This is a genomic window from Paenibacillus sp. FSL R7-0204 (assembly GCF_038002225.1).
Classification (GTDB): Bacteria; Bacillota; Bacilli; order Paenibacillales; family Paenibacillaceae; genus Paenibacillus_AQ.
Genome location: NZ_JBBOCA010000001.1, coordinates 2,108,720 through 2,131,957, shown reverse-complemented (window position 1 = coordinate 2,131,957; position 23,238 = coordinate 2,108,720). Strand labels below are relative to the sequence as shown.

The window sequence follows — 23,238 nt, the reverse complement described above, 5'->3', positions numbered from 1 at the left end:
ATGTCACGTAAAAATTTAACCGTCGCCGGTGTAGTCACTGCTGCGCTGACCATACTGCTGCTCACCTTCGCCCTGCGGCCGGAAGGCACCGGCAGAACCCTTCGGCAAGCTTCTGTGCCTAATCCCTCTCAGGAAAAAGTGGTCAAGAAAACCACCCTTGTGCAGGATGTAACGGCCACTGACAAGCTGAACCGCATCGATGTAAACAGACATCTGAGCACCCTGCTGGCCGATATGCATCACGCTTCGCCTGAAGCTATCTCAGCATATGCGCAGAGCCTTCAGCAAGGGCACGGGCATATTACCATGCTGATGCTGGTTGATTTCAACACCCGTAAGACAACCACCTTCAAATCTTCTCTGCCGGAAGGCAGCGACCAGGAGAATAAGCAACTGCTTCATTACCTGAATACCGCCAAATCTGCGATCAAAGGCCACCAGTCCTATGAATCCCCCTCGTTCATCATCGGCGACAAAAAATATTATTTCGTAGCCCAGCGTAACAGGGAGGGTCAAATGGCTGTCATCGCCCTGATTAACCAAAAGATTCTGGACCGTGTTGCACTGCATCAGCTCAAGAATCTGCGGCTCATTCCGTACCCGAAGGAAGGCAAGTACCGGATAGAATCCGTCCACGCCGATACTTTGAAGGACATTACGGTCAAAACCGGACATGACAATGAGAACGCCAGCCATTACTACGAGAATGAGATTGTCGTCCGCTTCCCGAACGGACATCCCACGGCGGCACAGCTTCAGACCATCGCCGCCGATATCCGCTGCAAGGAGCCGCGTAAGCTGGGGTATGCTTATATTTTCCGGTCGGAGCAGATGAGTTACTCCCAGCTCAAGACCTACTTCGCCAATAAGTGGCATCCGCTGTACGCAGAGCCTCACTATATGTACTTAACCAATGATAAGGTAAGCGAAAATACGGGAGTGAATGTAATTACGCCCAATGATCTGCTCTTCTCGACTTACCAGTGGAATCTGCCGGCGATTGAAACCCCGCAGGGATGGAATCTGTCGAAGGGCAGCAAGGAGATCGTAATCGCCGTTGTGGATACCGGTGTTCAAGCGAACCACCCGGATCTGAAGGGGCAGCTGCTCAAGGGCTACAATGCGATTACCAGCGGCAGCACGCCGGACGACGATGTCGGGCATGGCACTCATGTGGCCGGCATCATTGGAGCGTTAACCAATAATGAGGAAGGGGTCGCCGGCATTAGCTGGTATAACAAGATCCTTCCGGTAAAAGCGCTGGATAATTCCGGGGCGGGGACCACCTATTCGGTGGCCGAAGGCATTATCTGGGCGGCAGATCAGGGGGCTAAGGTGATTAATCTCAGCCTGGGCAACTATGCCGACTCGCAGTTTCTGCATGATGCGATTAAGTATGCCTATGACCGGGATGTGGTGATTGTCTCCGCTTCCGGCAATGACAATACAGAGCGGCCGGGATATCCCGCAGCCTACGAAGAGGTGATTGCAGTCGCCGCAACGAATGCGGCGGGAGAGCGTGCTTCCTTCTCCAATTACGGGGACTACATCGATGTAGCTGCACCCGGGGAGAGCATTGCCAGCACCTATCCCGATAATCAGTATGCGGCGTTATCCGGCACCTCGATGGCCAGTCCCCATGTAGCGGCGCTGGCCGGACTGGTGCGCTCCTTGAACCCTGCGCTGACGAACAAGGAAGTGACTTCCCTCTTGACCTCTAATGCCATCGATCTGGGCACCGCCGGCCATGATAAGTATTACGGCTGGGGCCAGGTGGATATCTACCGTACCCTGCAGGCGGCAGGAGGGGGCCAGGTTCCGCTCCAGCTGTTCCCGCAGCAGGTCGGCAAACAGCTCGATTCTATACAATAAGCTGTTAAGAGCGCAGATGCCGCTCCAGCAGCAGCAGGAACTGGCGGAGTCCGCGCACCATCCCTTCCTGCGACAGCTGCGAATAACTTAAACGGATATGTCTGGAAGATATATCCTCGGCATAACAGACATCGCCCGGCAGGAAGGAGATCCCTTCATGCTCAGCCAGAGCGTGCAGCTCCTCAATCGCGGGGGATTCCGGCAGCTGCAGCCACAGATTGAGTCCTCCCCCTGGGAGTTTCCAGGTCACCCCGGCTGGAGCATACTGCTTCAGCAGCCCCGCTGCCGCCTCCTGGCGGACACGCAGCGCTGACCGCAGCTTCGCTGCGTACTCGTCATACTGGCGCTCGATGAAGGGCAGTACAGCCCGCTGGGTCAGCAGCGGACTGCCCAGATCACTGGCCGACTTGGCGGCGATCAGCCGGGAGAGAATATTGCCCTCAGCGGCGACACAAGCGATCCGGCAGCCGGGGGCAAGGACTTTGCTGAAGCTCTTCATGTAGACTACATGCCCGGCGGTATCCAGCGATTTAATGGACGCCGGGGGCGGCTGATGGAAGTACAGGTCACTGAACGGATCATCCTCCACAATGAGACAGCGGTAACTGCGGGCAAGCTCCAGCAGGCGCTGTCTCCTTGGCATGCTCATTGTGACCCCGCTCGGATTCTGGAAGGTCGGATTGGTATAGATGAGCTTAGGCGGCCTCCGGTCACACATTGCTGTAAGCCGGTCCACCCGCATGCCGTCCCCGTCCATCGGAACGAAGATCATCTCAGCCCCCCGCCCGGCAAAAACATCAATCGCGCCCGTATAGCTGGGCGCCTCCAGATACACCGTATCCCCCGGACCAACAAAGGTCCGGGCGACCAGATCAATCCCCTGCTGTGCACCGCTGGTGATCATCAAATCACTGGCACCCAACTGGATTCCCCGGCTCTGCAGGTGCCTGCGCATTACCTCGCGCAGCTCCGGGTCACCCTGGAAATTACCATAGGTGGCCATCAACTCTGGCTGCTCCTTCACAAGTGCAGCCATGGTCGTGCCAATCGGCCCGAGCGGAAGCAGACTGCTGTGAATGGAGGCCAGATGAAAGGGATAGTTCACCTCAGAATAATCGAAGTTACGCCAGAGCTGGGCGCGTGGCAGGTAGTCATCATAACCGTCCTGCCACCTTCCCTCTGCACCTTCTCTGCTCCGGTCCCGTTCCGCCACATAACAGCCCTTCCCCTGGCTGCACAGAATATGTCCTCGCAGCTCCAGGTCAGCGTAAGCCTTGCTTACCGTTACCTGGCTCACCTTCAAGGAGGAAGACAGCCCTCTGACGGACGGCAGCCGCGTACCCGGCTGGAGCAGCCCCGAGGTGATCCGCTGCGCAATCGTCTCACTGATCTGCCGGGGCAGCGATTTGTCACCGCTGCGGAGTAAATCAATATGCATGGCCAGTCTCCTCCCAACTGTTATATTTACCGCTTTACTGTTATACCGCTATACCGTTATGATACTACAAAATTCAGAATAGCAGGGAGCATGAATATGAAGATCAACTATGCGGATATGACGAACCACCTGGGGTCCTCCGCAGTCCGCGATATCCTTAAAATCACACAGGGTAAGGACATCATCTCGCTTGCCGGCGGGCTGCCTGCCGAAGAGCTGTTTCCGGCAGAAGCAATCCGGGAAGCTTACAGCCGCGTTCTGAGCGGCGACAGCTCGGCGCTGCAATATGGACTGACGGAAGGCTATCTTCCGCTGCGTGAACAGATTGCCGCCAGACTGGGACAACAGGGCCTCCCTGTCTCCACCGAGGAAATGATCCTCACAACCGGCTCCCAGCAGGCCATAGATCTGCTCTGCAGAATTCTGCTTGATCCGGGAGACACCGTACTTGTAGAGGCACCGACCTATCTGGCCGCCTTGCAGGTACTGGGCTCTTACCGTGCAGACATCCAGGTTGTAAAGAGCGATGAGGAAGGGCTGCTGCCGGAGCATCTCGAAGAGCAGCTTCGAGTTCACCGCCCTAAGCTGTTGTACGCCGTTCCCACCTTCAATAATCCTTCAGGCGCAACCTGGAGCAGGGCACGCCGTGAACAAGTGGTGGAGCTATGCCGGAAATACGGCGTGCTGATACTGGAGGATAATCCTTACGGAGAGATTAGATTCGATGAATCCCCGGAAGCCTATCCTAAGGCCCTCGCAGCCATCGACAGGAATCTGGGCGGGGATACCTGCGTGGTCTATACAGGTACTTTCTCCAAGATCGTAGCTCCCGGACTGCGGACAGGCTGGATCATTGGCCCAGCCGGGCTGGTCAGAGTGATCGCCAGAGCGAAGCAAGCCGCCGATTTGCACTCCAGCACCATCGATCAGCGCGCCTTGCATGAGCTGCTGCTCACCTTTGACCTTGAAGCCCATATCCGGCTGGTCTCCCGGGAATACAAGTCACGGATGAAGCTGCTCTCGGCAGAGCTGACTTCGCAGAGGTGGCAGGACACATCCTTCCTGGAGCCGCGCGGCGGCATGTTCCTGTGGCTGAGCCTGCCGGCCCGGATTCATACCGCCGAGCTGCTGCCGCTTGCCGTGGAGCAAGGAGTTGCCTTCGTTCCCGGCGAGGTCTTCTATTCGGAGCAGCCCATGAAGAATACGATGCGCCTGAATTTCACCCATACCCGGCCGGAGCTGTTGCCGCTTGCGGTGCAACGCTTGACCACCGCGCTGTCCCGGTATGAGGAGCGTCTGTTGCCGTTGTAACGGAATCTGCTTAAGGAACATGGGAACATCCACTCTGGCGGCGTCTGCGAAATGGATTTTTCGCAGAGGTCGTCTTGTGCAGGAACTCCACCTTCAAAACCCTCATTTGTAACGCTATGTGGACTGAGAAGATGTTATTTTACTAAAAATACACCTTTTCTACTCGTTACGGACTGAGGGGCCGCTATTGGATCGCTAGGAACGCAAAATGAAGCAAAATTTGTTTGTTAAGGGCCACTGAGTCCGCATAGCTTACAAAATAGGCTCATTGCCCGAATTAACGGCTTTTGAGTCCGCGAGTGAAGAGGCTGAAGTATATGATATGGACTTATGACAAAAAGGCGGCCCCCGAAGGAGACCGCCGTCTTATTGTCTGTATGTGTCATAATTAATTACTGCACTGTGCTTATTAAAGTTGTCAGTTAGGAAAGTTTGCCGTAAGCCGGGTTCTGTGCTCGTTGTGGTTCAGCCGGGAACTACCCTCCCACCATAAGCGACAATCATCTATCTAGGCCATACATTACTGCACAGCTCCAGCGACCAACCTAGACACGCCTCAGGCGAAGGCTGCAGCTTCCGGTTAGGGAAGCGGCTGCGTCTCATTAGGTCTTGCTCCAGATGGGGTTTACCAGGAACGAAGTCACCAGCGTTCCTCGGGGTCTCTTACACCTCGGTTCCATCCTTGCCTGTGCCGCCCGAAAGCGGCCATCGGCGGTCCATTTCTGTGGCACTATCCTTCAGCTCGCGCCGACTGGACGTTATCCAGCACCCTGCCTTGTGGAGCCCGGACTTTCCTCCCGTATGCGCTCTCACGCATACCGGCGATTGTCTGTCAAACTTTCCGAAACAACATTGTATATTATACAGATATGCCGCCAAACGCACAAGTGCAAATAATAACAGCCTACAGGAATATAAAAGGCTCGGTATCCGGCTGCGAGGCATGCACTGCGGTGCCGTACTTATGCTCCGTCAGCTTGCCGGCCAGAAACTCCGCTACCTTCACCTTCATGATCTTCTCCGCATTATGGCCCGGATCGATCAGGGCGATTCCCGCGAGGTGCGCATCCTGTGCGGTATGGTAATCGATATCGCCGGTCACCAGCACATCCGCTCCCTTGAAGATAGCGCTGCTGTAGTACTTGGCACCGGACCCGCCCATGACTGCGGCCTTGCGGATCTTGCGGTCCAGATCTCCAACTACCCGCACGTTCTCCACATCCAGCCCGCGTTTGACCGTCTGGATGAACTCACCAAGCGTCGCCTGCTCCTTCAGCTTCCCCACTCTTCCAAGTCCAAGGCTGCGCCCCTTGAGATCCATGGAATACAGATCATAAGCCACCTCTTCATACGGGTGAGCCTTCAGCATGGCCTGTACCACCTTGTTACGGATCGTATGCGGTACAATCGTCTCAATGCGGACCTCCTCAGCCCGCTCCAGCTTGCCTGGCGTACCCAGATACGGGTCCGTGCCCTCCTGTGGAATGAACGTGCCATAGCCTTCGATATTGAAGCTGCAATGACTATAATTGCCGATCCAACCCGCTCCGGCGTTCAGAATGGCATCCAGCACCTTCTGGTGATGATCCTTCGGAACGAATACAACCAGCTTGGACAGCTGCTCGGTATGAATATCCTTGATCGGCGCACTGTTCTCAATACCCAGCGCATCGGCCATCCAGTCGTTCATTCCGCCTTCGGCCACATCCAGATTCGTATGGCTGATGTACACGGCAATGTCGTTTTTGATCAGCTTTTCATATAAGCGGCCTGCCGGGGTATCCGTCAGAATCCCTTTGATCGGCCGGAAAATCACCGCATGATGGGCAATGATCAGATTACAGCCCTTGGCAATCGCTTCATCCACAATACTCTCATTGACATCCAGCGCCACCAGCACCCCGGTAATTTCTTTCTGGAGACTGCCGACCTGAAGCCCGACATTATCCCATTCCTCAGCCAGATGCTTCGGGGCAAGCTGCTCCATATATCCAATTACGGTCTGTCCTTTGGCAAACATTCCAGCACCTCCGCAATACGTTTAATCTGAAGCTTGATTCTGCTGCGTTTCTCCTCGGCCGCCCCCAGCTCCGAACGTGCAAGCGAGGCCAGGATGCTCTCCAGCTTGGAGATTTCACCCTGCCATTTGGCAGCGAACACTTCATTCGGCGCTTGCAGCAGCAGCGGTCCCATCTCCAGCAGCAGCGCCTGATCAAGGGCCACTTTTCCTCCGGCAAACAGACGACCGCTATATAGTTCTTCATTCATTCCCGCTGCTTCAGCGCCCTCAGGGACAGCGGTCAGGATCTCATAGATTTTGCCGTCTTCCTCTAAAATATGCTCCGAGACCAGCAACCAGCTGTTAGCCAGCAGCCATCGGCGCAGAATATCCTCGCCTACATTAGGCTGTAGCGCGAGCGTCTTCACCCCGGCCAGCTTACCTAGCTTCTGACCGCGGTCCAGAATGGCCGCGATCAGCGAGCCGCCCATCCCGGCAATGGTAATACAGTCCGCTTCCCCCGGCTCCAGCACCTCCAGCCCGTCTCCGCGCCGTACAGCGATCTTAGCACCGAGTCCTGCTTCCGCAACACCACGAAGCGCCGCTTCATAGGGTCCCGGATTTACTTCTCCGGCAATAGCCGAAGACACACGGCCGCTCTTCACAGCGGCAACAGGCAGCAAGGCATGATCTGAGCCGATATCAGCAAGTCTGCTGCCCGCAGGGACCTGCTCCAGCAGCAACTGAAGCCGGTCTGATAATTTTACGTTGTTCATGAGGCCACCCACATTATCCATTTTTTTCTGAAGAGGAACAGCAGCGCAAGGCCCACTGCAATCTTCAGTATTAATATAAGCGAGGTCCATTCCGGGAATCCTGCTCTGAGCCATAGTGCGTCTACCTCCGGCATCAGCCAGAGAGACACACCCGCCCCCAGATACACCCCTGAGACCCCGCTAACCTTGTGATACATCAACCAGCTCATCCAGATCATAAGTACACACAGCGGAAGCCAAAGCAGCTCCAGCTCCAGAAGAGAGGCGTCCGGCCGGACATGACCGAAGAATCCTGCATAGAGCAGAGCCCAGAAGGCATATCCGCAGAAATGAAGCAGCCCGATACGCAGAAAAAAACCAAGCACACACCACAGCAGCCCGCAGGCCGCAATCAGCAGCGGTGTCCAAAAATCAGCATCCAGCTTATGCAGCTCAATCAGCCATAGTCCGAATCCCAGCGTTAAAATGCTGCCGATCCCCGCCAGCATCAGACTGATTGTCTTGTTGCGGTTCAGGTAAATCGCTGAATATCCATAACAAATAATTAGGACGCTGAGCGCTGTAGCAAGTTGCAAAGGCCAGGGAAAAACGCTAAAATATAGACTAATCAAGAAAATCAAGGAAATAATTCCAAAACCAAACAGCCAAATTTTGATGCTTCCCTGCTGGAGATTCCGTAACGATACCGGATTGCTGTCCTCCACCTCTGCCTGATCATCATACAGGTTGGTCAGGAAGTCACAATATTGCTCCGGCAGAAGCTTGCTTCTTCTCCAGTATTGAATTTCTCTTAATATAGTATCACGTTTCTCCAGGTTCAACCGGCATCCCTCTTTCCAGAACTTGCCTTCACTTCATTACAAGCTCCCGCACATGGCGGAGCTCCAGCATTGGTGAATCCCCTCGACAACATAATAGGACCTCCTGCCACCGTGCAGCAGAAGGTCCCGGTTGTAAAGTCTATTCGAGGAAATCCTTCAGCCGCTTACTGCGGCTGGGGTGACGCAGCTTACGAAGCGCTTTGGCTTCGATCTGGCGAATCCGCTCACGGGTTACGCCGAACACCTTGCCCACTTCCTCAAGTGTTCTCGTCCGTCCGTCATCCAGTCCGAAGCGCAGGCGGAGCACATTCTCTTCACGCTCAGTCAGGGTGTCCAGCACATCCTCCAGCTGTTCCTTCAGCAGCTCGTATGCCGCTGCATCGGCAGGCGCCAGCGCCTCCTGGTCCTCAATGAAATCTCCCAGATGCGAATCATCTTCCTCACCGATCGGTGTCTCCAGCGATACCGGCTCCTGGGCAATCTTCATGATCTCTCTAACCTTCTCAACGGTGAGCTCCATCTCCGCTGCAATTTCTTCCGGCGACGGCTCGCGTCCCAGCTCCTGCAAGAGTTGGCGGGAGACCCGGATCAGCTTGTTGATGGTTTCAACCATATGCACCGGAATACGGATCGTACGCGCCTGGTCGGCAATCGCACGCGTAATCGCCTGACGAATCCACCAGGTCGCATAAGTACTGAACTTGAAGCCCTTATTATGGTCAAACTTCTCAACCGCCTTGATCAGACCCATGTTGCCTTCCTGAATTAGGTCCAAGAACAGCATACCGCGGCCGACATAACGCTTGGCGATACTGACCACGAGCCGCAGATTCGCTTCTGCTAGTCTCCGCTTCGCTTCCTCATCACCATTCTTGATCCGCATCGCCAGTTCCACTTCATCGTCAGCCGATAACAGCGGCACGCGGCCGATTTCCTTCAAGTACATCCGGACGGGGTCGTTGATCTTGATACCCGGAGGCAACGACAGATCATCGTCGAAGCTGAAGTCGTCACCTTCTTTGTCCTCATTGTCTTCGCTTGGACGGAGGCTGTTCACCTCTTCATCATTCTCATTGACAACCTCGATCCCCAGATCGCTCAGTTGTTCGTAGAATTCCTCCATCTGCTCGGGGTCCTGATCGAATGGCGACAATTTCTCCATGATATCTTTGTAATTAAGTGATGATCTTTTCTTCCCGTGATCAATAAGCTGATCCTTTACCTGATCCAGAGTAAATTCCGCTTCCAGTTCAGTGTGCTGATCGTTCGCCATAATTCGACTCCCTCCTCCCTAGGTACATCCTGTCAACAGCTCATTGTCTCTCTAGGGCTAAAATTTCACTTGCTATTTGTGCTGCACGCAAAAAGTCACCGGATTTCTCCGCCTGAATCATCTCTTCACGCTTGGGTTCAATTTTGCGCTGCAGAGGATACTTCCGCACTTCACGAATACAATCGTCCAGAACCTGGGTATTCCAGTCTGGAGGGGTATCCATCATGGAGATGGCCGTTGCGGTCTTCTCCAGACGGTCGTCCTGAAGCGATGATAGAAAACGGCTGATGCCGGGTGGTTTGCCTTGCGCATAATAAGCATATAGATAAGCGGCGATTGCCGCATGATCATCAATATTGAACTCTTCCCCGAGCCGTTCACCCACATAGGCCGCTGCTTCCGGGTCTTGAATCATGAATGATAACAGGCGCCGTTCCGCAACATGGTAAGCAGGCAGCAATGTAGGTGTCTGCACTTGCCCTTTTTTATGCCTACCATTATTCCACCTATTATCGTTATTATCCCCTTCGGGGTTGTTTTTTTGCATGGAGGCCCGAAGTAAATTGCAATCCTGCTTCAGACTGTCGTAGGACAGCTCAAGCTCGGAGGCGATTTCCCGCAGGTACACCTCCCGCTCCGTTGAAGAAGGGAGCCCGGCGATAATCTCCAGAGCCTCCTTGACATAGGCAATTTTGCCGTCTTCCTCTAGGAGTATATGGTTTTTTTTCAGATATATAAGCTTAAATTTGATGGAGGACACGGCAGAGTCAATCACCTGTTCCCTGAATCTGTCCCCTCCATGCCGGGAGATGAATTCATCCGGGTCGAGGCCGCTTGGAAGCAGTGCTACCTTGACCCGCAGACCGCTGGCTTCCAGGATAGGAATGGCCTTAAGGGCGGCAGCTTGTCCAGCCTTATCTCCATCATAGGCAAGCACAATCTCATCTCCAAGACTCTTCATCAAGCCCACGTGACCCTCCGTGAGCGAGGTTCCCATCGTGGCTACCCCGTTCTGCACGCCTGCCTCCCAAGCCGAAATGACATCACCGTATCCCTCGAACAGGACGATTTGCCGCGTTTTGCGGATGGATGCTTTGGACTGGTGGAGATTGTACAGAATGCGGCTTTTGTTGAATAACCGGCTCTCGGGAGAGTTAAGGTACTTCGGCTGCCCCTCACCGAGAATGCGTCCGGCGAAGGCGATCGTCTTACCCATGCGGTTCGCAATCGGAAAAATAACCCTGCCGCGGAAGCGGTCCAGATATCCTTTGCCTTCCCCTCTGGCAGACAATAATCCGCCCTTCTCCATCTCGGCGAGATCGAAGCTGCGCTTCTCGAGAAACTGCAGCAGCGTATCCCAGCGGTCCGGCGCGTAGCCGATCTGGAACTGATCAATCATTTTATCGCTGAACCCCCGGGTTCTTAAGTAATCCATGGCGGCAGTGCCGTATTCCGTGTTCTTCAGCAAAAAATGATAAAACTTAGCCGATAATTCATACGCCTGAATCAGCCGGTCCCGCTCAGGATCGGGGGCAGCCAGCGCCCCGCCTCTCCCCTCAGGAACAGGGATATCACTCTCTTCCGCCATGATTCTGACTGCTTCGGGGAAGGATAATCCTTCGATTTCCATCCTGAATTTGATGGCATTTCCGCCCATACCGCAGCCAAAACAATGAAAGACTCCCCGGTCAGGGGTGACAGTGAAGGAAGGGGACTTCTCCGAATGGAACGGGCAGAGGCCCCATAAATATTTACCCTGCTTGGACAAATGGACAACCTTGCTGACTGTATCGACAATATCATGCCGCGCCAGCACGTTCTCGATAACCTCTTCGGGAATAGGACCATGTCCGCTAGCCACTTCAACCACCTTCATCTCTTAACAGTTAAATATAATTCGCTATAGCTGGACATTCTCCTGCAAAATTGTTAAAAGTTTTGTCAGTTTATGTTGAAAAAGATTTTTTTCCTCTGCGGTAATCGCTTTGGGACCCTTGGAATAGTGCCCGCGCCTGCGTTCAACTGCCTTGGCATGCCTGCTTTCCAGCATAAAATCCATGGTAGAATTCTCATATTCCTGGCCCCGGTTCGAAAGTGCAAGGCAGCGTTTGCCCAGCGCCAGCGCCGCCAGTCCATAATCCTGCGTAATTACGACATCTCCTGCAGAAATATGATTGGCGATATAGAGGTCGGCACTGTCTGCCCCGCGGTCCACCTGAACCACCGTAACGCCTTCTTCCGCCCGCAGCACATGATCATAGGAAGAGACCATCAGCACCGGAAGCCCGAACCTGCGCGCCACGGTAATAATCTCCTGCTTAACCGGACAAGCATCACCGTCCACAACAATCTTCCTTAGCCGGGAAGTTCCCAAACTCAGCCTCACCAAATTCCTGTGTAATATATATTACGCTCTAGCCGTTCAAAATTCCTTCTTTGGTAAAGCATAAATACGGAACGAATGTCAACTACGCATTGGCACCGTTCCGTATATTTATACCCTAAACCCTCGATCTATACCATAAAATCGCAAACATTACTTAAAACCTGCCTGAATTACCACACCAGCTTGCCAAAATCAGCAAACAATTTGGAATCCGCATGAATGCCGGCCAGCAGTGCCAGACGGTTCGAGCGGACGCCTTCGTCTTCGGCCATAACCATAACCGAATCGAAGAATCCGGTAACGGCTGCTTCAAGTCCCGACAGAATCTGCAGGGCTTCAGCGGCATGTCTGGAAGCAAGGGCTTCGCGGTAAGGCTCATGAATACTCTGCCAAGTCGAGTACAGCTTCTGTTCCGCTTCTTCCTTAAGCAGGGCCGGGTCAATAACTGCACCTTCCGGAGCTTTGGCGGCCAGATTGCTGACACGCGTCAGAGAATCCACAGTGATTTTGAAATCAGCCAGATCGGTTACAGCGTTCATCAAAGCAAGACTTCTGCTTACTACATCAACGATATCATCGAATCCTGCGGCAAGCGCTGCATCCACAACATCATAGCGTACATTGTTGTCGGCTAACAGGCGTTTGACGCGCAGACCGAAGAACTCATACAGGGTTATACGCAGTTCAGGGGTGAAATGTTTCTCTGCACGGGAACTTCCATGGACTTCCAGTGCCGCTGCAAAAATCTCCTGCAGGCTTAGGCTCAGCTGATGCTCCAGCACGATCTGGACAATCCCTGCCGCCTGACGGCGCAAAGCATACGGGTCCTGGGAGCCGGTTGGAATAATTCCGATGGAGAAGCATCCGACAATTGTATCGATTTTATCAGCAAGGCTGACTACAAGACCTGCCTGAGTAGAAGGAACGGCATCTCCGGCGAAGCGCGGCTGATAATGCTCAAAGACCGCTTTGGACACCTGCTTCTCTTCCCCGGCCTTGCGGGCATAATCCTCACCCATCGTGCCTTGCAGTTCAGGGAATTCCCCTACCATCTGGGTCACCAGATCGAATTTGCAAATATCAGCCGTACGGCTGACTTCCGCAGCAGCCTCAGAAGACAGCCCAAGCTTCACCGCCAAGCGGTCAGCGATGGCACGGATACGGCGCACTTTGTCACCTACACTGCCCAGCTCTTCATGATAGACGATATTCTCCAGCTTGGCCAGAGCATCATTAATCTGCAGCTTCTGGTCTTCTTCATAAAAGAATTTGGCATCCGACAAGCGCGCGCGCAGCACCTTCTCGTTCCCCTTGGCGATGACATCCAGCGATACCGCATTCCCGTTACGTACTGTTACGAAGAACGGCAGCAGCTTGCCGTCTTCACCAAACACCGGGAAGTAACGCTGATGCTCACGCATCGAAGTGATTAGCACTTCCTGCGGGATATTCAGGAAGCCGGGATCAAAGGTACCGAACAATACAGTCGGTGTCTCTACTAGGAACAGGACCTCTTCCAGCAGATCCTCCTTGATCGCAATCTTCCAGTTCTTCTCTTCCGCAAGCTTATGAATACCGCTTAGAATCAGCTCTTCGCGCTCCTTCACATCCACCAGCACATGCTGGCTGCGCAGGGCTTCAACGTAAGCAGCTGGCTCAGCGATCACAGCTTCTTCACCGAGGAAACGGTGGCCGCGGCTCACATTGTCCGCCTTGACTCCGGTAATCGTAAGGTCAATGATCTCTTGGCCGAAGAGAGCCACCATCCAGCGGATCGGACGGACGAACTTGAAATCATAAGCGCCCCAGCGCATATTTTTCGGGAAGGTCATGCTGCTGACAATGCCAGTGAGGCCTTCAGAGAGAAGTGAGGCTGTCTCAATGCCTGTGCTGCTCTTGGTCACATAGATGTATTCTACGCCTGCCAGTTCCTTGAACGTGAACTGCTCCGGCGTGGCGCCCTGACTGCGGGCAAAGCCCAGTGCAGCCTTGCTCCATTCGCCGCTGGCATCCAGTGCAATTTTGCGTGACGGGCCTTTGACCTCTTCGCTTACATCCTCTTGGCGCTCAGCGGCATCCTTCACCAGTAGGGCAAGACGGCGCGGTGTTGCATATGCACTGATGCCCTGATGACTGATCCGCGAGGCCTCCAGCCATTTCGCCGTTCTGTCCTTTAGTTGCTCCATCGCCGCCCGGATAAAGCGTGCAGGGATTTCTTCCAGACCGATCTCGAACAGAATATCCTTAGACATGGTCAGCACCTTCTTTCTTCAGCAGCGGGAAGCCCAGCTTCTCGCGTTCCTCCAGATATGTCGCCGCTACGGTCCGGGCCAAATTGCGTACTCTCGTGATGAAGCCTGTGCGTTCCGTTACACTGATAGCGCCGCGCGCATCCAGCAGATTGAAGGTATGCGAGCATTTCAGCACATAATCATACGCCGGGAAAACCAAATGATTCTCCATCGCCCGGCGTGCTTCCTCTTCGTAGGTGTTGAAGAGGGTGAACAGCATTTTGACATCCGAGACTTCAAAGGTGTAGGTGGAATGCTCAACCTCGGGCTGATGGAATACATCTCCGTACGTCATGCCGTCAACCCACTCCAGGTCAAAGACATTTTCCTTATCCTGAATGTAGGAGGCCAGACGCTCCATCCCGTAAGTAATCTCCACCGCTACCGGACTTGCTTCAATTCCGCCAACCTGCTGGAAGTAGGTGAACTGGGTAATTTCCATACCGTCCAGCCACACTTCCCATCCGAGACCCGCACAGCCCAGGGACGGATTCTCCCAGTTGTCTTCGACAAACCGCACGTCATGCAGCAGGGGATCTACGCCCAGTGCCTTCAGACTGTCCAGGTACAGCTCCTGAATATTGTCCGGGGACGGCTTAATGATCACCTGGAACTGGTGATGCTGATACAGGCGGTTCGGGTTCTCCCCGTAACGGCCGTCGGACGGACGGCGTGAAGGCTCCACATAAGCAACCTTCCACGGCTCAGGACCCAGGGAACGCAAAAAAGTCATAGGGTTCATCGTGCCCGCCCCTTTTTCCGTATCATACGGCTGGACGAGAATACAATTCTGGGCGGCCCAGAATTGCTGCAGGGTCAGAATCATCTGCTGAAAGTTCATAACTACCGGCTCCTTCGCTTTACAAGTGTGGTACTGCCTTTTGCTTACGACTGGCTCTTGCTGCTGCGCGATGGAGGCGGCACCAGCTTCTATGTACTTGCGGTCTATGATGGAAGAAGAGTCTCCCGCACAGCCACAAGCCAAAAAGCTCCCGCCCCCATGCCTGATGAACAGACATAGGGACGAGAGCTCAAATATGTTCTCCCGCGGTTCCACCCTACTTGATTACGCGAAAATCACGAAATCCACTTTTCATGCTGCCGCTTCCGTACTCCCGGGTGCCCTGTTCATGAACGTCGTCCCGCCAGGCTTCCACTACCCCCGGCTCGCTGCTGCGACAATACCGCCCACTACTTCCCCGATCCACGCACTCTCTCCAGTTCTGGAGCAAACACGGCAATCTTATAAAAGAAACTGAATTTATAGTAACGGATAAATTGCGATTCGTCAAATATTGTATTTATCGAGCTGGTCCAGGAAGCTCTGGGACTTCAGTCTGAGCCCCAGCTGCATATCCATGAATCCGCGCATGACAGTCTTCAGCTCCGCACGGGTCTCCGGCTTCACATCCACATTCCCCAGCCTGGTCAGATCCAGCGCCGCGAAGATCCGCAGCAGCTTCAAGGCACGCGGGGAAATCTCCATGGCCGGCGGATCGTTATTCCGGCAGCTGCGGCAGAGGACTCCTCCCAGACGTGGACTTATTCTAAGCTCCTCATCCGGCTTGTCCTTGCCGCAGACGATACAGGAATCGAGCTGAGGCCCGTAACCGGCAGCCTGCAGCACCTTCATTTCAAATACATTATTAATAATGCCGGGCTCTTTATCTTCCTCCAGTGCATTCAGGCAGGCGGTCAGCTGGCGGTACCAGAAGCTGCCTGTCTCTTCATCATGCAGTACCCGGTCGAGCAGCTCGCAGGCATAGGATGCATACGCTGCCTTGACCAGATCCTCGCGCAGCGGATGATGGGACTTGGTGATCTCGCCAGCATTGAGTGTTCCCAGTCCGCCGTTGTTGCGGAAGAACACGAACTCACCTGTTGTAAACAACTGGATCAGGGCAGCATGACGGCTTTTGACCTTCTTGGCGCCCCGCACCAGAACCCCTACTTTACCGGCGTTCTCGGTGCAAAGCGTAATAATGGCGTTCCCTTCACCGTAGTCCATGCTGCGGATGACGATCCCTTCCACCCTGTATAACATGCCTCTTCCCCCAACCACTCGGCAAGCAACCAGTCCTTATTGTGCTTCTTCATTGATGGCCATCTCTTCCTCCGCCGGCAGCGGTCCGCTGCCCTCGGGCGAATCCCCAGCTTCCCTGTACAGCAAATACGCATCGAGATCTCCAGTCATTGCAAAATACTTCCACGAAAAATTCCGCATTCGTATTCATCCTTTCTTCGGAAACACGATGTCTCTTCAGATGTAGGATGTGCGATGCCCCAGGATCTATCCGTGCAATTCCTGCCAAGTAGAGGCGGCGTGAGAAGTGATCATTCTTTATGGAAGCCCAAATCCCGCAGTACGCGGTCCTGATTACGCCAGTCTTTTTTCACCTTCACCCATAATTCCAGGAAAATCTTCGAGCCCAGCAAATTCTCAATATCTGTCCGCGCACGGCGTCCGACTTCCTTCAACAGCGCTCCCTGCTTACCGATAATAATCCCCTTCTGTGAATCGCGCTCGACAAAAATAACCGCCGAAATATGCACAACCCCATTTGGTTCCACGCTCATATCCTCAATCGCCACTGCGATGGAATGCGGTACTTCTTCACGGGTCAAATGCAGAATCTTCTCGCGGATCAGCTCCGCGCAGACGAACTGCTCGGGATGATCGGTAATCTGATCGTCCGGGTAATATTGCGGACCTTCCGGCAGATATTTCTGCACCTGCTCCAGCAGCGTGTTGACGTTATTGCCCAGCTTGGCTGAGATCGGCACAATCTCGGCGAACGTATGCAGCTTGTTATATTCCGTAATCATCGGCAGCAGCACTTCCGGTTCGATCTTGTCAATCTTGTTCATCACCAGAATGACCGGAGTCTTAATGCTGCTAAGCTGTTCCGCGATAAAACGGTCTCCGCCGCCCATTCCCTCAGAAGCATCCACCAGGAACAACACCGCTTCCACCTCATGCAGCGTGCTCATCGCCGTCTGATTCATGTAATCGCCGAGCTTGGACTGTCTTTTATGGATACCCGGGGTGTCCAGGAATACAATCTGTGAGTTATTCGCCGTATAGACCCCGTGAATCTTGTTGCGGGTGGTCTGCGGCTTGTCCGACATAATGGCAATCTTCTGGCCGATCACCTGGTTCATGAGTGTTGATTTACCTACGTTTGGTCTGCCGATAATGGCGACAAACCCTGATTTGAATTTCATATGATCTTCCTTCCTTACTACGTGGTTATAATTGTCCATGGCGTTTTAGATGAATCTAGTTCAAACTTAATATCAATTCAAAAGCGTTCACTCTTAAAGCTTTTCGATCCCCCTAAATCCCCCTTCGCCAAGGGGGACACCAAGGGCCACGGCCCTCTGGACACCCGGAATTGGCGTGGGCACAGCGGTCGGCGCGGTAAGAGACTTTGGAGCATGAGCGCTTACCGTTCCCTGCGGGAACACGCTTGACGGCGGCGCGGTTGATTGGCTGTGACCAGCATGCGGCGCGGGACAGGTAGCTGCGGAGCATGAACGCTTTTCGTTCCCTGCGGGAACACGCTTGACTGAGGCGCGGGGAAGACTAATTTGTTGAATTCCTGAATCCTAACCATGCCGACTCGCAACAACTAGCCCGGCATTCCCACAATAACTAGCCTGCCATGCCCACAACCAGCTTAGTTGTATTTTGTACACTTATTCTGCTCCAAAACAGAGGATATTAGAGTGTAGTTGTAATTCATACATCTATTTTCCGCATCAAAGTCACTTTCGGCGATATCCGATGAATATAGTTGTACAAATTACACTTAAATCAACTTTTGGCGGGAATAGTGGAAAGTTAGTTGTACAATATACAGTTAGCTCTGAAGCACGCTTGACTACGGTGCATAAGAGACTGATTAGTTGAACAACCGAACCGCTCCTGGTGATGTCAGTGCCAGTGCCAGCACCAGCACCAGCACCAGCACCAGCACCAGCACCAGCACCAGCACCAGCAGGCTTAATTGTATTTTGTACAACAGAATAAGCAAATCTTAGGCTCTTTAACGGTTCTATTGTATTTTATACAGCAGATTTGCCGCAAACAGGCCATAAACAGGTTATTTCCCGTTTTCAATTGCACGAAATACAACAGAACCTATCTTGCATCCAATTTTGGCACAATCTATTGTACGTTATACAGTAGAGTGCCCAACAGCAGCAATATGTTGAAGTCCTTAGTACCAGCACCAGCCTGCTGTCATCACTCCGAGCTCTGTCCCTGCGCCAGATCCGCCGGGCCAAAGGCGCCGGGAAGCAGGTCACGCACGGTTGTCTCCACAATATCACCCTTGAGGTTGCCGAGAATAACCGGCATATCAGGTCCGCATAGCTCGACCATCACCTGACGGCAGACGCCGCAAGGAGATACCGGGCCGTCTGTGTCGGCCACGACTGCGATAGCTTTGAAGGTACCGGGCTTATGCCCGTCCGCAATGGCGCGGAACATGGCCGTTCGCTCGCCGCAGTTGGTGGGACCGTAAGCGGCATTCTCGATATTGCAGCCGTGGTGGACCTTGCCGTCCTGATCCAGCAGCGCTGCACCCACCCCGAAGCGGGAATATGGTATATATGCATTGGCTCTTGCCTTGATTGCTTCCTGAAGAAGTAGCGCAGAATCCATAGTTGTCCTCCTAAAAGTTTTATCGAGCATCCTCTTCATTGAAATCCCTTCGAGATAAAACTCACTTCGTAAGCATCTGCTTAAGTCTTGTGAGCAGATACTGCTTCGATTAGTCTTCGTACAAAACTCGCTTCGTAAGCATACACTTAGTTTTAATTAGCATCTTCTTCATTGTCCCGGAAATGTCACTCTAATTAAAGATGACGGAGCGCGCAAAGCGGGTCCGCCTCTTACACCAGCTGAAGTTGTAAACTGATTATGACATAAGACCTGTGATCCAGTCCATCACGGGATGATAAAAAACATAGATTCCGGCAATCACGGCAAACACCGCCGTAAGCAGCACGGCTCCTGCGGCGGTATCTTTGGCCTTCTTAGCCAAGGGGTGAATCTCAGGCGAAACCAGATCAATCGTCGCTTCTATCGCCGTGTTGAGCAGCTCGGCTGTCAGCACCAGCGTAATGGCCAGCAGCAGCAGCATCCAGCTTGACAGAGGAAGCCTGAACACAGCGGCGGCAGCCACTACGAGAACAGCAAGGCCGCTATGCACCTTCATGTTCAGCTCCGATTTGAAGGCTGCTGCAATGCCGTGCGCTGCGAAGCGAAAGGAATGCCAGAATTTTTTGTGGCCCACCGCCGTATTCTTGACCATTAGCGTGTCAACCCGACCTGAGCCAGAGCCTTCTCCTGCTTGGACATCATTTCGGCCTCAGCCTCCGGCTCCTGATGATCATAGCCCAGCAAATGCAGGAATCCGTGGACGAACAGGAAGCCCAGCTCCCGCTCCAGCGAATGGCCGTATTCCTCAGCCTGCTCCTGCGCCCGGGTAACCGAGATGATAATATCCCCAAGCACATTCGGCACCTCTTCCAGCTCTTCGTCTTCATCCGCTAAGTCATATTTAATCTCCAGCTCGTCTTCTCCGGCCTCATTCATGGCGAAGGAGAGTACATCTGTCGGACGGTCAATACCGCGGTACTCCAGATTCAGCTCGTGAATGCGTTCGTTATTGACGAAGGTCAGATCCACTTCCCCTGAGTCAATCCCTTCCGCTTCGCCTGCCGCCCGAAGAAGCCGCTCCAGCAGCTCAATCAGATCGCCGTTAATTTCATGTTCATCCTGTTCATTGTTCCAAACGACGTTCAGGCTCATTTTTGATCGCCCCTTCCTCTTTTTTGGGCTTGCGCACATCCTCGGGGTATTCAATCCGGGAATGGAAAATACCCATTACTGTCTCTTTCAGTGTCCGCGAAATAATATCCAGCTCCTTGAGCGTCAGATCGCATTCATCGAACTGATGGTCATCCAGCCGGCTTTTAATAATTTTCTCAATCATGGTCTCCACCTGCACTACGGTTGGCTTGCGGAGCGAACGCACGGCAGCCTCCACACTGTCGGCGATCCCGACGACTGCGGATTCCTTCGACTGCGCCTTCGGGCCGGGATAACGGAAATCCTCCTCCGTGAAGTCCGGCTCTACACCCTTATCCTCTGCAAGCTTCAATGCCTTATGATAAAAATAATGCAGGAATGTCGTGCCGTGATGCTGCTCCGCAATATCGCGGATCGGCTTCGGCAGCTTGTATTCCTTCTGCATCTCCACCCCGTCCCGGGCGTGGGCCACAATGATCGACTTGCTCAGCTTCGGCTCAATCGAGTCATGCGGATTCTCCATATTGTTCTGGTTCTCTATGAAATAGAACGGGCGCTTCGTCTTGCCGATATCATGATAATACGAGCCTACCCGGCACAGCAAGCCGTCCGCACCAATCGCTTCGGCCGCAGCCTCGGACAGATTGCCTACCATTACGCTGTGGTGATAAGTTCCCGGCGTCTCAGTAAGCAGCTTGCGCAGCAACGGATGGTTCGGGTTAGACAGTTCTACGAGCTTCAGTGCCGACAGAATGCCGAACGTTACCTCGAAGAAAGGCATCAGGCCAATGACCAGCACTGCGGTAAGCAGCCCCCCGGCAAAGGAAAAGCACAGAGCGTATAACGTATTCGTCTCATTCCATACGCCTCCGCTCAGCATAGTCAGTATGGCTACGGTCAAACAGCCGAGCAAAGACACCATAATACCGCCCTTCAGCAGCGTTGAGCGTTGTCCGGCACGGTGGGTCGAGAAGATGGCAACATAACTTACGATTAGGGCAAAGAAGCCGAAGGTGAAATCAAAGATAGTATTCTGCTGAACATTCAGCAGGATACTGGCCAGAATGCTGAACAGAATGGAACAGAAATAAGCTAAAGTCATGTCCAGCAGCATGGAGATCAGCATCGCACCGAGAGCCACAGGTGCCAGATAGCCGATATATGTCCGCACATCGGTCTGCAGGAAGGCCGTAAGCTTCATCATAACAATCGTAATGATAAAGACCAGTACCAGCATGAGCAGCTGGGAGTTATTGTATTTGAAGCCTGAAGCTCCGCCATTGTAGCGGATGAAGGTCATCAGACCAAAGGACAACAGTGCAGAGAGCAGCAGCAGGCCGAGCTGCGGCCAGTAATTAATCTCTTTGCTGAGCAGCCCGTTCTCATCCAGCAGCTTGTACAGCTCAGGGGTAATCTCCTGATTCTTGGCGACCAGCACATCCCCCTGCTCGATGAACACATCCGGTGTATTCTGACGGGCCTGCACCTTCGCCTCCTTGGTCGCATCCTCGTCATAGAATTTATTGGCGGTAATGACCAGGCGCACCAGCTCCTGCACCACCTCACGGGCGGTCCGCTGGCCCAGGGAACTGACACTGACCTGCTCGGCCACCTTGGCGCGCGCGCTCTGGGCGTCGGTAATCTGATCATTCATCAGCTTAGTGACAATATCCCGGGCCACCGGCTTCATTTCGATAATATCCTGTGAAGTCAGGCGCGGGATCTTGATATAGGTCTCTTCCGGAATGACGTAGGCCTGATCCTTGATGACGGACTGCATTTCATTCAGCAGATGCTCGGAGTAAGTTCCGGCTTTCTGGCTGGCAGCCACGAAATTAAGAATAAAATCATTCGCCCGCCGCGGAATCTCTTCCCGGTAAATCTCTGTCTTCTCACTCTGTGAAATCGTATCATCCTGATTCAGCCCGCCGATCCGGTCCAGCAGCAGAGTTACTAGATTCTCCGCCCGGATAGGAATAATGGCATAACGGTTGGTCACATTCTCTGCAGCAGTCTCCTGGGCCTTGAGCTTGGCGTTGGTGTCCAGAATTTGCTTGGGAGCTGTAATCTCCTTGGCACTGCGGGTTCCCTCTTTGATATCATACCTTTTGGGCAGCAGATCAGAGGACAGGCTGAGGTAGAAAACAACGGCCAGTAACAGGAAAAGAGCATAGCGCGTCACCGCGCTATACTTCCATCCGCTACTGCTATATACAAATCCGCTTAATTTCGATGGTTGCTTTGAGGCCATGAAGACAATCCCCTTTTTTATTGGAGGTTTTCGGCAGAGCGGTCATAGGCAACGATAATTTTCTGTACAAGGGAATGACGGACAACGTCCTGCTCAGCGAAGTAGACAAAGCCAAGCTCCTCGATACCGGAAAGAATCGTTTTGGCTTCGATCAGCCCTGACTTCTTGCCGCGCGGCAAATCGATCTGGGTCACATCGCCCGTGATGACCATCTTGGAGCCGAAGCCCAGACGGGTGAGGAACATTTTCATTTGTTCGGGCGTGGTATTCTGCGCTTCATCAAGGATGATAAAAGCATCCTCCAGCGTACGTCCGCGCATATAGGCAAGCGGTGCAATCTCGATCAGCCCGCGCTCCAGCGCTTTCGCCACCTGATCAGGCCCCATAACGTCGTACAAGGCGTCGTAGAGCGGCCGCAGATACGGATCTACCTTCTCCTGCAAATCTCCCGGGAGGAAGCCCAGGTTCTCCCCGGCCTCTACAGCCGGACGCGTAAGCACGATCCGTTTGACCGAGCCTTCCTTCAGCGCCGTCACCGCGAGGACCACAGCCAGATAAGTCTTGCCTGTGCCCGCCGGGCCAATGCCGAAGACGATATCACGCTTTTTGATGGTGCTCACATAATGCTTCTGACCAATCGTCTTGACACGGATCGGCTTGCCGCGGAAGGTGGTTGTAATCTCGCCCTTGAACAGGTCCAGCAGCTGGTCGGCACGGAAATCCTTCGCCAGCTCCACGGCATACTGCACATCGCGTTCGCTCAATATATAACCCCCGCGTACGAGTGACAGCAGCACGTTGAAGAGCTGGCCCAGCATGTCCACTTCCCGCTCCGTACCGCGAATCGTAATTTCGGCCTCGCGTGAGTTAATAACAGCCGGAATTTCTTTCTCAATGATTTTCAGGAATCCGTCCTGCGGGCCGAACAGGGATTGCGCTTCTCCCGCATTGTGCAAAGATATTTGAATGCTTGCAGTCTGTTCTGACAAGTAGCCTCAT

The 23,238-nt window shown here is 53.5% G+C and carries 20 protein-coding genes and 1 other RNA gene; 2 read left to right on the top strand and 19 right to left on the bottom strand.

From position 1 onward, the window contains the following. Nucleotides 1–1,872, top strand: coding sequence for a S8 family peptidase (locus MKX42_RS09470; protein WP_340752273.1), 1,872 nt, complete (start codon nucleotides 1–3; stop codon nucleotides 1,870–1,872). A 4-nt stretch (nucleotides 1,873–1,876) separates the two neighbouring features. On the opposite strand, the gene pdxR is transcribed toward MKX42_RS09470, so the two are convergent. Continuing rightward, the gene (gene pdxR / locus MKX42_RS09465) at nucleotides 1,877–3,310 is read right to left on the bottom strand and encodes a MocR-like pyridoxine biosynthesis transcription factor PdxR (protein ID WP_340752272.1); all 1,434 of its coding nucleotides are present in this window, start codon (nucleotides 3,308–3,310) and stop codon (nucleotides 1,877–1,879) included. A 96-nt stretch (nucleotides 3,311–3,406) separates the two neighbouring features. On the opposite strand from pdxR, the gene MKX42_RS09460 reads away from it, so the two are divergent. Beyond that, complete coding sequence (locus MKX42_RS09460) at nucleotides 3,407–4,621, top strand: aminotransferase-like domain-containing protein (protein ID WP_340752271.1); 1,215 nt, start codon at nucleotides 3,407–3,409, stop codon at nucleotides 4,619–4,621. Nucleotides 4,622–5,044: 423 nt separating this feature from the next. Here the strand turns inward: MKX42_RS09460 and rnpB are convergent. The 18 genes from rnpB to MKX42_RS09370 form a co-directional block, all read right to left on the bottom strand. Then, an RNA gene (gene rnpB, locus MKX42_RS09455) (RNase P RNA component class A) lies at nucleotides 5,045–5,462 on the bottom strand. A gap of 63 nt (nucleotides 5,463–5,525) precedes the next feature. Further along, complete coding sequence (locus MKX42_RS09450; protein ID WP_340752269.1) at nucleotides 5,526–6,641, bottom strand: Nif3-like dinuclear metal center hexameric protein; 1,116 nt, start codon at nucleotides 6,639–6,641, stop codon at nucleotides 5,526–5,528. Beyond that, nucleotides 6,617–7,396 (bottom strand): tRNA (adenine(22)-N(1))-methyltransferase, encoded by a 780-nt coding sequence (locus tag MKX42_RS09445; RefSeq protein ID WP_340752268.1) that lies wholly within the window; start codon nucleotides 7,394–7,396, stop codon nucleotides 6,617–6,619. Before MKX42_RS09445 ends, MKX42_RS09450 begins: the two co-directional genes overlap by 25 nt. Beyond that, nucleotides 7,393–8,217, bottom strand: coding sequence for a hypothetical protein (locus MKX42_RS09440; protein WP_340752267.1), 825 nt, complete (start codon nucleotides 8,215–8,217; stop codon nucleotides 7,393–7,395). Before MKX42_RS09440 ends, MKX42_RS09445 begins: the two co-directional genes overlap by 4 nt. A gap of 139 nt (nucleotides 8,218–8,356) precedes the next feature. Beyond that, nucleotides 8,357–9,490: an RNA polymerase sigma factor RpoD gene (gene rpoD / locus MKX42_RS09435; RefSeq protein ID WP_036690273.1), complete on the bottom strand. Its 1,134-nt coding sequence runs from the start codon at nucleotides 9,488–9,490 to the stop codon at nucleotides 8,357–8,359. A gap of 40 nt (nucleotides 9,491–9,530) precedes the next feature. Further along, nucleotides 9,531–11,366, bottom strand: a complete 1,836-nt coding sequence (gene dnaG / locus MKX42_RS09430; RefSeq protein ID WP_245368119.1) for a DNA primase — start codon at nucleotides 11,364–11,366, stop codon at nucleotides 9,531–9,533. Nucleotides 11,367–11,390: 24 nt separating this feature from the next. Further along, nucleotides 11,391–11,840: a YaiI/YqxD family protein gene (locus tag MKX42_RS09425; protein WP_340757645.1), complete on the bottom strand. Its 450-nt coding sequence runs from the start codon at nucleotides 11,838–11,840 to the stop codon at nucleotides 11,391–11,393. 206 nt (nucleotides 11,841–12,046) lie between these two features. Continuing rightward, nucleotides 12,047–14,128: a glycine--tRNA ligase subunit beta gene (gene glyS / locus MKX42_RS09420; protein WP_340752266.1), complete on the bottom strand. Its 2,082-nt coding sequence runs from the start codon at nucleotides 14,126–14,128 to the stop codon at nucleotides 12,047–12,049. Then, a complete protein-coding gene (glyQ, locus tag MKX42_RS09415) occupies nucleotides 14,121–15,008 on the bottom strand; it encodes a glycine--tRNA ligase subunit alpha (RefSeq protein ID WP_036724333.1) in 888 nt (295 codons plus the stop codon). Before glyQ ends, glyS begins: the two co-directional genes overlap by 8 nt. Before the next feature lie 447 nt (nucleotides 15,009–15,455). After that, a complete protein-coding gene (gene recO, locus MKX42_RS09410) occupies nucleotides 15,456–16,211 on the bottom strand; it encodes a DNA repair protein RecO (RefSeq protein ID WP_340752265.1) in 756 nt (251 codons plus the stop codon). Nucleotides 16,212–16,247: 36 nt separating this feature from the next. Continuing rightward, complete coding sequence (locus tag MKX42_RS09405; protein WP_340752264.1) at nucleotides 16,248–16,391, bottom strand: YqzL family protein; 144 nt, start codon at nucleotides 16,389–16,391, stop codon at nucleotides 16,248–16,250. 110 nt (nucleotides 16,392–16,501) lie between these two features. Further along, entirely contained in the window at nucleotides 16,502–17,392 is an 891-nt protein-coding gene (gene era, locus MKX42_RS09400; RefSeq protein WP_340752263.1) for a GTPase Era, read from the bottom strand. 680 nt (nucleotides 17,393–18,072) lie between these two features. Continuing rightward, the gene (locus MKX42_RS09395) at nucleotides 18,073–18,204 is read right to left on the bottom strand and encodes a hypothetical protein (protein WP_340752262.1); all 132 of its coding nucleotides are present in this window, start codon (nucleotides 18,202–18,204) and stop codon (nucleotides 18,073–18,075) included. Nucleotides 18,205–18,416: 212 nt separating this feature from the next. Further along, nucleotides 18,417–18,836, bottom strand: a complete 420-nt coding sequence (locus MKX42_RS09390) for a cytidine deaminase (RefSeq protein ID WP_445669306.1) — start codon at nucleotides 18,834–18,836, stop codon at nucleotides 18,417–18,419. 256 nt (nucleotides 18,837–19,092) lie between these two features. Next, nucleotides 19,093–19,488 carry a diacylglycerol kinase family protein gene (locus MKX42_RS09385; protein ID WP_339219589.1) on the bottom strand — a complete coding sequence of 132 codons (396 nt, stop codon included), beginning with the start codon at nucleotides 19,486–19,488 and terminating at the stop codon, nucleotides 19,093–19,095. Continuing rightward, nucleotides 19,488–19,988 carry an rRNA maturation RNase YbeY gene (ybeY, locus tag MKX42_RS09380; RefSeq protein ID WP_340752261.1) on the bottom strand — a complete coding sequence of 167 codons (501 nt, stop codon included), beginning with the start codon at nucleotides 19,986–19,988 and terminating at the stop codon, nucleotides 19,488–19,490. Before ybeY ends, MKX42_RS09385 begins: the two co-directional genes overlap by 1 nt. Beyond that, nucleotides 19,960–22,239, bottom strand: a complete 2,280-nt coding sequence (locus tag MKX42_RS09375) for an HD family phosphohydrolase (RefSeq protein WP_340752260.1) — start codon at nucleotides 22,237–22,239, stop codon at nucleotides 19,960–19,962. The genes ybeY and MKX42_RS09375 overlap by 29 nt, the downstream gene beginning before the upstream one ends. Nucleotides 22,240–22,256: 17 nt before the next feature. After that, nucleotides 22,257–23,228, bottom strand: coding sequence for a PhoH family protein (locus MKX42_RS09370; protein ID WP_036690294.1), 972 nt, complete (start codon nucleotides 23,226–23,228; stop codon nucleotides 22,257–22,259). Between the last annotated feature and the right edge of the window lie 10 nt (nucleotides 23,229–23,238).

Excerpts from the sequence above, each read along its gene's own strand:
- MKX42_RS09470 (WP_340752273.1), top strand. The coding sequence starts at position 1 with ATGTCACGTAAAAATTTAACCGTCGCCGGTGTAGTCACTGCTGCGCTG.
- pdxR (WP_340752272.1), bottom strand. The coding sequence starts at position 3,310 with ATGCATATTGATTTACTCCGCAGCGGTGACAAATCGCTGCCCCGGCAG.
- MKX42_RS09460 (WP_340752271.1), top strand. The coding sequence starts at position 3,407 with ATGAAGATCAACTATGCGGATATGACGAACCACCTGGGGTCCTCCGCA.
- MKX42_RS09450 (WP_340752269.1), bottom strand. The coding sequence starts at position 6,641 with ATGTTTGCCAAAGGACAGACCGTAATTGGATATATGGAGCAGCTTGCC.
- MKX42_RS09445 (WP_340752268.1), bottom strand. The coding sequence starts at position 7,396 with ATGAACAACGTAAAATTATCAGACCGGCTTCAGTTGCTGCTGGAGCAG.
- rpoD (WP_036690273.1), bottom strand. The coding sequence starts at position 9,490 with ATGGCGAACGATCAGCACACTGAACTGGAAGCGGAATTTACTCTGGAT.
- dnaG (WP_245368119.1), bottom strand. The coding sequence starts at position 11,366 with ATGAAGGTGGTTGAAGTGGCTAGCGGACATGGTCCTATTCCCGAAGAG.
- glyS (WP_340752266.1), bottom strand. The coding sequence starts at position 14,128 with ATGTCTAAGGATATTCTGTTCGAGATCGGTCTGGAAGAAATCCCTGCA.
- glyQ (WP_036724333.1), bottom strand. The coding sequence starts at position 15,008 with ATGAACTTTCAGCAGATGATTCTGACCCTGCAGCAATTCTGGGCCGCC.
- recO (WP_340752265.1), bottom strand. The coding sequence starts at position 16,211 with ATGTTATACAGGGTGGAAGGGATCGTCATCCGCAGCATGGACTACGGT.
- MKX42_RS09405 (WP_340752264.1), bottom strand. The coding sequence starts at position 16,391 with ATGCGGAATTTTTCGTGGAAGTATTTTGCAATGACTGGAGATCTCGAT.
- era (WP_340752263.1), bottom strand. The coding sequence starts at position 17,392 with ATGAAATTCAAATCAGGGTTTGTCGCCATTATCGGCAGACCAAACGTA.
- MKX42_RS09390 (WP_445669306.1), bottom strand. The coding sequence starts at position 18,836 with ATGGATTCTGCGCTACTTCTTCAGGAAGCAATCAAGGCAAGAGCCAAT.
- MKX42_RS09385 (WP_339219589.1), bottom strand. The coding sequence starts at position 19,488 with ATGGTCAAGAATACGGCGGTGGGCCACAAAAAATTCTGGCATTCCTTT.
- ybeY (WP_340752261.1), bottom strand. The coding sequence starts at position 19,988 with ATGAGCCTGAACGTCGTTTGGAACAATGAACAGGATGAACATGAAATT.
- MKX42_RS09375 (WP_340752260.1), bottom strand. The coding sequence starts at position 22,239 with ATGGCCTCAAAGCAACCATCGAAATTAAGCGGATTTGTATATAGCAGT.